At 54.3% G+C, this 8,797-nt stretch carries 6 protein-coding genes; all 6 read left to right on the forward strand.

Translation table 11 applies throughout. The annotated features are described in order from the left end of the window. The first annotated feature begins 250 nt into the window (after positions 1-250). Positions 251-2,944, forward strand: a complete 2,694-nt coding sequence (acnA, locus tag BMX62_RS03905) for an aconitate hydratase AcnA (RefSeq protein ID WP_090204532.1) — start codon at positions 251-253, stop codon at positions 2,942-2,944. Next, the gene (locus tag BMX62_RS03910) at positions 2,945-3,325 is read left to right on the forward strand and encodes a hypothetical protein (protein WP_090204535.1); all 381 of its coding nucleotides are present in this window, start codon (positions 2,945-2,947) and stop codon (positions 3,323-3,325) included. It abuts the gene before it with no gap. After that, positions 3,322-4,176, forward strand: a complete 855-nt coding sequence (locus tag BMX62_RS03915) for an HDOD domain-containing protein (protein ID WP_090204539.1) — start codon at positions 3,322-3,324, stop codon at positions 4,174-4,176. The genes BMX62_RS03910 and BMX62_RS03915 overlap by 4 nt, the downstream gene beginning before the upstream one ends. Then, positions 4,173-6,125, forward strand: a complete 1,953-nt coding sequence (locus BMX62_RS03920) for a putative bifunctional diguanylate cyclase/phosphodiesterase (RefSeq protein WP_420795802.1) — start codon at positions 4,173-4,175, stop codon at positions 6,123-6,125. The genes BMX62_RS03915 and BMX62_RS03920 overlap by 4 nt, the downstream gene beginning before the upstream one ends. A gap of 63 nt (positions 6,126-6,188) precedes the next feature. Further along, entirely contained in the window at positions 6,189-7,556 is a 1,368-nt protein-coding gene (purB, locus tag BMX62_RS03925) for an adenylosuccinate lyase (protein WP_090204543.1), read from the forward strand. Positions 7,557-7,868: 312 nt separating this feature from the next. Continuing rightward, positions 7,869-8,797: ATP-binding protein (locus BMX62_RS03930; RefSeq protein ID WP_156055370.1), on the forward strand; the 929-nt coding region annotated here is incomplete at its 3' end.

Genomic DNA, 8,797 nt, shown 5'->3' on the forward strand with positions numbered 1-8,797 from the left:
GTGTGTGATCCTCTATAGTGCCCCGGCTATGCGGGGAGGGACAAAATATCCCCTTATGATCAATCTGTTATTTTGACAGGTTGAATGATTGCGCGGCAGCATTCTAAACCACCTGACGGGTAACAGACCAGAAATGCCTGATGCAGCGAGGGTATGCCATACTCACCGGCAGAATTGACGTTTCATTCCCGTGCAGGTGGGAATCCACGTTTCCCCGGTGCCGAATCCGGGATCTCTTGCGGAGGAACTGATGAGCAACAGCTTCAACACTGAAGACATCCTGGAGGTTCAGGGCCGGACCTACCACATTCACAGTCTCGTCCCGCTCCGAAAAAACCATGACCTGGACCGCCTGCCCTTTTCCTTGAAAATTTTGCTGGAAAATCTGCTGCGCTGTGAGGATGGGCGCAATATCACCCAGGCGCAGATTCAGGCCATCCTGGACTGGAATCCCAAGGCTGAACCCAGGGTGGAAATCGGCTTTACCCCGGCGCGAGTGGTGTTGCAGGATTTCACTGGGGTTCCTGCGGTGGTGGATCTGGCGGCCATGCGTGATGCCATGGTGGCCTTGGGGCAGGATCCAGGGCGCATCAACCCTCTGACGCCTGTGGATCTGGTGGTGGACCATTCTGTGATGGTGGACCACTTCGGCCAGAACAACGCTCTGGATCTGAACATCAAGCTGGAATACCAGCGCAACAAGGAACGATACCAGTTCCTGCGTTGGGGACAGCAGGCTTTTGAAAACTTCCGGGTGGTGCCGCCGGGAACCGGCATTGTGCATCAGGTGAATCTGGAATATTTGGCCCACACCGTGTTTGTACGACATGACGGTGATACCCGTTATGCGTATCCCGATACTCTGGTGGGTACCGATTCCCACACTACCATGATCAATGGTTTGGGGGTGCTGGGCTGGGGCGTGGGGGGTATTGAAGCGGAGGCGGCCATGTTGGGTCAGCCCATTTCCATGCTGATTCCCCAAGTGGTGGGATTTCACCTCAAGGGGCAATTGCCAGAAGGTGCTACGGCCACGGATCTGGTGTTGACTGTGACCCAGAAGCTCCGCAGTCACGGTGTGGTGGGTAAGTTCGTGGAGTTCTTCGGAGATGGGCTGAATCATTTGCCCCTGGCGGATCGGGCCACCATCGCCAACATGGCCCCGGAATACGGTGCCACCTGCGGCATTTTCCCCATCGATCAAGACACCTTGGCCTATCTGCGTTTATCCGGTCGGGCAGAGACACAAGTGGCCCTGGTGGAGGCCTACGCCCGGCATCAGGGGTTGTGGCGGGACGGTCACACGCCCCAGGCAGAGTATTCCGACATTCTGGAGCTGGATCTATCGACAGTGGTACCTAGCCTGGCCGGCCCCCGTCGCCCCCAGGACCGGATTCCTCTGAATCAGGCCCGCCGCAGCTTTGACGAGACTCTGAGCCAGTTTCTCAAGGAACAACAGGCCAAAGGGACAGCAGGCACCAGCACAACGGACCAGGAAAAGGCCATTGAGTATGAGATGGATGGTTTGCGGCATCAACTCCAACAGGGGGCTGTGGTCATCGCTGCCATTACCTCCTGTACCCATACATCCAATCCAGCAGTGCTGTTGGCTGCTGGCCTGTTGGCAAAAAAAGCCAGGGATCGGGGTCTTAAACCCAAGCCCTGGGTCAAAACCTCCCTGGCACCGGGTTCCCAGGTGGTACCAGCCTATCTGCAACGAGCTGGATTACTGGAACCTTTGGAAGCCCTGGGTTTTAATGTGGTAGGTTTTGGCTGTACCACCTGCATCGGCAATGCCGGCCCCCTGCCGGAACCCATTGGGCAAGCCATCAGCAAAGGAAATTTGATGGTTGCGGCAGTGTTGTCCGGCAACCGTAATTTTGAAGGCCGCATTCACGGACAGGTCCGCGCCAATTATCTGGCTTCACCACCCTTGGTGGTCGCCTATGCGCTGGCAGGCACCATGGCTGTAGATCTGTATCATGATCCGCTAGGCACTGATGCCCAGGGGCAACCGGTATTTCTCAAGGACATCTGGCCCAGCCAAGAGGAAATCAACCGGCAGATGGCCACCTGTATCGACTCGGCCATGTTCCAGGAGAAATATGCCGATGTATTCAAGGGGGACGCCCATTGGCAACGGATTGAGGTCACCGGCTCGCAACGATACGATTGGGTGGATTCCACCTATGTAAAAAATCCGCCTTATTTTAAGGGGATGACGCTGGAACCCAAGCCCCTGCCCCCCATTGATCAGGCGCGCTGTCTGGTGATGGTGGGAGATTCCATTACCACTGACCATATTTCCCCCGCAGGCAACATTCCGGCTGACAGCCCGGCAGGGCAATATTTACAGGCTCATGGCATTGAACCCCAGGCGTTTAATTCCTACGGTTCCCGACGGGGTAACCACGAAGTGATGATGCGAGGCACCTTTGCCAATGTGCGATTGCGTAACCTGTTGGCCCCAGGGACCGAAGGGGGTTGGACCCTGTATTGGCCTGATGGTGAGATGATGAGTATTTATGATGCGGCCATGCGCTATCAGGAAACTGATACCCCCCTGCTGGTGCTGGCAGGCCAGGAGTACGGTACCGGTTCATCCCGGGACTGGGCGGCCAAAGGTACCCGGTTACTGGGGGTTCGGACGGTGATTGCCGAGAGCTTCGAGCGCATTCATCGTTCCAACCTGGTGGGTTTTGGGGTACTACCCTTGCAGTTTATGCCAGGAGAGAATGCAGGTACCCTGGGATTATCCGGCCGTGAGCGTTATTGCATCGGATCACTAGACGGTGATCCTGATGAGGTGACAGTCACCGTCATTGCCGATGAAGGTACCCACCGGACATTCCAGGCCAAGGTTCGTATTGATACGCCCAATGAGTGGGCCTATTACCGGCATGGAGGTATTTTGCATTATATGATCCGGCAGTTGGCCATCTAAATGGATGGCAAAATCAATATCCCGGCGGGGCAAGCCGCGCCGGGAATGGTGCTGGCAGAAGATGTCCGCGACCGCAGTGGCCGTCTGCTGCTATCTGCCGGGTTACCGCTGCGGGAAAAACATATCCGTGTGCTCAAGACCTGGGGCGTGTTTCAGGTTGCCGTATGGACCGATAGCCAGCCTGATGCCGATGCGGAAGCAATCAACCCGGATCAGAGGGAGAGGGGGACAGTTTTGGATGAAATGGCACTGAAACGGGCCGAAGCCATTATGGTACCGGCATTTGCACATGCCAATCTTGAACACCCGATCATGCAACGCCTGTTTCAGATAGCTGTGGAGCGGGTTGCCAGACAGGTTCACCTCAAGGACCGCCCGTGAATGCATCTGCTGTCGACACCATACTGGGCCTGAACCCGGAACTGGGTACCTTACCCAGCGTTTTTCACCGGGTAGAGTCAGCTGTCAATGATCCCAGCAGCTCCTTTGATGCCATCAGCAGGGCCATTGAAAGTGATACCACCCTGACGGCCAAATTGCTGCGTATCGCCAACAGCAGCCTCTACAATTTTCCTACCCGAATCACCAGTATCGATCGGGCCATCAGTGTCATCGGCACCCAGCAGTTACGGGATCAGGTGCTGGCAGCGACGGTCATTCGGCATTTTTCCCATCTACCGGTGGCCGGGGTGGATATGGAAAGTTTCTGGCGGCACAGTATTGCCACTGCCCTGCTGTCTCGCAGCCTTGCAGGGATGCGCCGGGAGAGCAATGTAGAACGATTCTATGTTGCTGGTCTGCTCCATGACATTGGTCGACTGCTGATGTTCATGCATTTACCCCAAAAATCCACTCAAATACTGGCATCAAGAGATCAGGCCCAATGCCTGCTACATCAGGCAGAACAGGATATTCTGGGTACAAATCATGCCCAGGTGGGAGGGGATTTGCTGCGGGCCTGGTGCCTGCCCCCGGTATTTGAGTCAGCGGTGCGTTATCATCATCAACCAGCCCAAGCCATCGAGTATCCCATGGAAACCGCCGTCGTCCATGTGGCTGACTGCATTGCCAATGCCCTGCGTCTGGGGAGCAGCGGTGAGCGTTTTGTGCCTCCCCTGGATGACGGCGCCTGGCAACGGTTGGCCCTATCAGAAAATATGCTGGAACGGGTGATTCACTATACAGATACCCATTATCAGCAGGTGGTGGATGCCTTCATGGAGGGCGCATGATGACACGGAATAAATCAACTCGCCCGACGGATATCGATTACCTGCAGCAGCGAGTGACTTATCTTGAAGCTGAACACCAGCGTTATCATCATGCCATGGATGTACTGGCCTCGATGGCTTCTATTTTCGGTGATCACCACCATCATCGGGACATGTCAGCCATTCTCAGGTCAACCCATGACTGTATTCACCGTATTCTTCCACTCGATGATGCCGGTTATTACCTGGTGGACGATGAATCCAGCTTCAACCTGGCTTACCGGCAGCCAGGGTGTGGAAATCCGGATCTGGAAATGGCTGTGGAGCGGTTGATTGAGGAGGGCACTTTTGCCTGGGCCATTAATCAAAATCATCCGGTTTGCGTCAATGCGGGTCCCGATTATCCTGCCGGCGCCCATCTGGTGCTGCATGTCATTTCCACCCGAACCCGGATCCGGGGTATGTTCGTAGGGTGTATGTTTGGTAATCCTCAACTTGCTGACCGCACCGGGCTTAAAGTGCTATCCATCATCTTGTTTAATAGCGCCTATGCCCTGGAAAGCGCTGCGCTCTATACCCTCAGGGAGCATCAGCATAATACCCTGCGCAAGATTACCCAGCGTCAGTCCAGAGAATTGCTGCACCAACACAGTCACGATACTCTCACAGGCCTGCCCAACCGGGTCTTGTTCAATGATCGCCTGAATCAATTACTGCAGCGGCGGACTGCGCCTAATATCCACTTGGCAGTCATTTTGATGGACCTGGACCATTTCAAGCGGGTCAATGATTCTCTTGGACATCGCGCTGGCGATTTGCTGATCCGCCGTCTGGCCACGGACATGCGCAATACCTTTTTATGTGCAGAAGAGGTTAAGCGTTATCACCTGGATGCAGCCAACATTACCATTTCCCGTCTGGGTGGGGATGAATTTGGTATTTTACTTGAGCATGTGGATTCACTGGATCTGGTGGCGCGTTTTGTCCAGCAGTTGATCGAGAGCGTCAGTCGGGAACATGAGGTGATGGATCATCAAGTCTTTGTCACCTGTAGTGCGGGAATCAGTATTCATCCCTTCGACGGGGATGACGCAGATACCTTGATCAAAAATGCAGACGCGGCCATGTACGAAGCCAAGCAACGGGGCCGCAATCTTTATCAGTTCTATACCCAGGATCTCAATTCCCGCACCTATCGCCATCTGGTGATGGAAAACCAATTGGTCAAAGCGCTGGCCAAGGATGAGTTCGATCTTCATTACCAACCCCAGATCTCTCTTAGAAACGGGCAGGTAGAAGCCCTGGAGGCGCTGGTGCGCTGGCATCATCCGGAAAAAGGCCTTCAAAATCCGGCCCATTTCATTCCGCTGGCAGAAGATACCGGCATTATCGAGGGATTAGGCCAATGGGTACTCAGGCGAGTGTGTCAAGACATACTGCGATTGCGGCAAGCTGGTATTGAACTCCCACGCATGGCCATCAATTTGTCTGCACGCCAGTTCCGACAAGTGGATCTGGTGGAAAGATATACCCATATTCTCTCAGAATATGGTATTTCCCCCAGTCACATCGAATTGGAACTGACAGAAAGTACCATCATGCAGGATATCAAGGTGGCGGTGGACATATTCGAGCAACTACATCAGCTGGGATTCAGGCTGGCAGTAGATGACTTCGGCACCGGGTATTCTTCTCTCAATAACCTCAAGCATTTCCCTATTCATTCCCTTAAAATCGACCGCTCCTTCGTCAGTGATACACCCCATGACCGGGATGACACCGCCATCGTGACTGCCATCGTTGCCATGGCCAAGAGCCTGGGGCTGGAGGTGGTGGCCGAAGGGGTTGAAAACGAAGACCAGCTGAATTTTCTTAAAAAGCTAGATTGCGAGCTGATCCAAGGGTACTACTACAGCAAACCACTGCCATTTGATGAAGTGTGTCAATATCTTATGGCGCCGGATCGCTAAAGATCCATTTATCCTTCCCTGTAGTATAATCCTCTGTTTTTTTCAGTCATCCTGGAGACCCCCATGGAGCTATCCTCTCTTACCGCCATTTCCCCTGTGGATGGCCGCTACGGTGGCAAAACCGAAATGTTGCGCCCCATTTTCAGCGAATTTGGCCTGATTCGTCACCGGGTCCAGGTAGAAGTGGAGTGGCTCAAGGCGCTGGCGGCCCATCCCGGCATTCCGGAAGTCCCCCCCTTGGGAGAGCATGCCCGGCATATTCTCGATGGCCTGGTGGAAAATTTTTCCGAGGATGATGCCCGCCGGGTCAAGAATATCGAGCGCACCACCAATCATGATGTCAAGGCGGTGGAGTATTTCCTCAAAGAAAAGGTCACCGGTAATCAGGAACTGGCCAGTATCAGCGAATTTTTCCATTTTGCCTGTACTTCCGAGGACATCAATAATCTGGCCTATGCCCTGATGCTCAAAGAGGCCAGAGGGCAAGCAATTTTACCGCTGATGGATGAAGTGATCCAAGCCATCCGGGGTATGGCCCATCAATATGCCGATCAGCCTATGCTCTCTCGCACCCATGGTCAGCCTGCCTCGCCCACCACCTTGGGCAAAGAAATGGCCAACGTGGTCCATCGCCTCAAGATCACCCGTAATCAAGTGGCTGGGGTCGTAATTCAGGGAAAAATCAATGGTGCTGTAGGTAATTACAACGCTCATTTCAGTGCCTATCCTGAAGTCGACTGGGAAACCTTGGCCAGGGATTTTATTGACGGTCTGGGGCTGGAGATGAATCCCTATACCATCCAGATCGAACCCCATGATTACATGGCGGAATTGTTCCATGGTCTATGCCGCTTCAATACCATCCTCACTGATTTCTCTCGTGACATCTGGGGTTATATTTCTTTGGGTTACTTCCGACAGAGGGTCATTGCCGGAGAGGTGGGTTCTTCCACCATGCCCCACAAGGTCAATCCCATTGATTTTGAAAATGCCGAAGGAAATCTTGGTTTGGCCAATGCGGTGTTTGAGCATCTGGCAGCAAAGCTGCCCATTTCCCGTTGGCAGCGAGATCTGACTGACTCAACAGTGCTACGCAACATCGGAATGGGTTTTGCCTGGTCAGTGATTGCCTATCAAGCTATGAGCAAGGGTATCGACAAGCTGGAAGTGGATGCTAACCGGCTTAATGCCGACCTGGAAACGAATTGGGAAGTATTGGCTGAGCCTATTCAGACTGTTATGCGCCGCTATGGAGTGGAAAAACCTTACGAAAAGCTCAAGGCACTGACTCGAGGGCAGCGGGTGGACGGTCCCCGTTTATGCGAGTTTATTGATACATTGGAGATCCCACAGATGGCCAAAGATCAACTTAAAGCCCTGACTCCAGGCCGCTACACCGGCAATGCAGCAGAGCAGGCCCGGAGGATTTAGGGAAACGCTGAAATCGAACCGTACTATCCCAAGTCCGGCAAAGGCCAAAGGCCCTATCCACATACACCCTTATATCTAGCTGGCCGCATATCAAAACTCGAAAACTTTAGTTCCCCATATCCCCAACCCTTCTCCCTCAAGGGGAGAAGGGAGCCACATACTTCCACCCGTGGAGACCCTTCAGGGCGAGGTGAAACGACTGGCGGCCCACATCCGGGTCCATCCGAAGGCGTGACTGGGTGAGAGGCGGCTCAGCCTCGGCTTCATGATATTCTGCCCTGACTGTGAACCTACAGGCGCCGAGTTCCTTCCATGGCTACCCAGCTCAATCTCCCCATCGGAGTGCAATCCCTCGCCGAGATCATCAACGAGGGTTACTACTACGTGGACAAGACCCCCTGGCTGCATCGGCTGATCAAGGAGGGGAAATACTACTTCCTCTCCCGTCCCCGCCGCTTCGGCAAGAGCCTGCTGCTGGACACCCTCAAGGAACTGTTCGAGGCCAACGAGCCTTTGTTCCGGGGCCTGTACATCCACGACCGCTGGGACTGGAAAACCCGTCATCCCGTCATCCGGATCAGTTTTGCCGATGGGGTCATGAGCAGTCGTCGGGCGCTGGATCAGCACATTGAAGAGCTGTTGCGTGAACACTCTCAAAGGCTGGGGATTACCCTGAGCAATGAAAGTATTCAGGGGCGGTTCCGGGAATTAATTACTGGGACCCACCAGCAGCACGGCCAGCGGGTGGTGGTCCTGATCGACGAATACGACAAACCTATCCTGGACAACATCACCGATGCCGACGTGGCCCGCGAACTGCGGGAAGGGCTGAAAAACCTCTATTCCGTCCTCAAGGATGCCGATCCCCATCTGAAATTCTGCCTGCTCACCGGGGTGTCCAAGTTCAGCAAGGTCAGTCTGTTCTCGGGGCTGAACAATCTTAACGACATCACCCTGGACAAGCCCTTCGCCCCCATCTGCGGCTACACCGATGAGGACATCGATACCGTCTTTGCGCCGGAACTACCGGGCCTGGATCGGGAACAGATCCGGCAGTGGTACAACGGTTATCGCTGGGGGGATGAGACAACGCCAGCGGTCTACAACCCGTTTGACGTACTGCTGCTGTTCCAGAAACGGGAGTTTCGGCCCTACTGGTTTGAGAGTGCCACGCCCACATTCCTGGTGAAGCTGCTCGCCGAACGGGGTCTTTACACCCCGCGGCTGGATACCCTGGAAAC

The sequence above is a fragment of the Ectothiorhodospira magna genome, assembly GCF_900110965.1.
Lineage (GTDB): Bacteria > Pseudomonadota > Gammaproteobacteria > Ectothiorhodospirales > Ectothiorhodospiraceae > Ectothiorhodospira > Ectothiorhodospira magna.

What these genes read in the sequence shown, in the direction of transcription:
- acnA (WP_090204532.1), top strand. Translation starts at nt 251, where the DNA reads ATGAGCAACAGCTTCAACACTGAAGACATCCTGGAGGTTCAGGGCCGG.
- BMX62_RS03910 (WP_090204535.1), top strand. Translation starts at nt 2,945, where the DNA reads ATGGATGGCAAAATCAATATCCCGGCGGGGCAAGCCGCGCCGGGAATG.
- BMX62_RS03920 (WP_420795802.1), top strand. Translation starts at nt 4,173, where the DNA reads ATGATGACACGGAATAAATCAACTCGCCCGACGGATATCGATTACCTG.
- purB (WP_090204543.1), top strand. Translation starts at nt 6,189, where the DNA reads ATGGAGCTATCCTCTCTTACCGCCATTTCCCCTGTGGATGGCCGCTAC.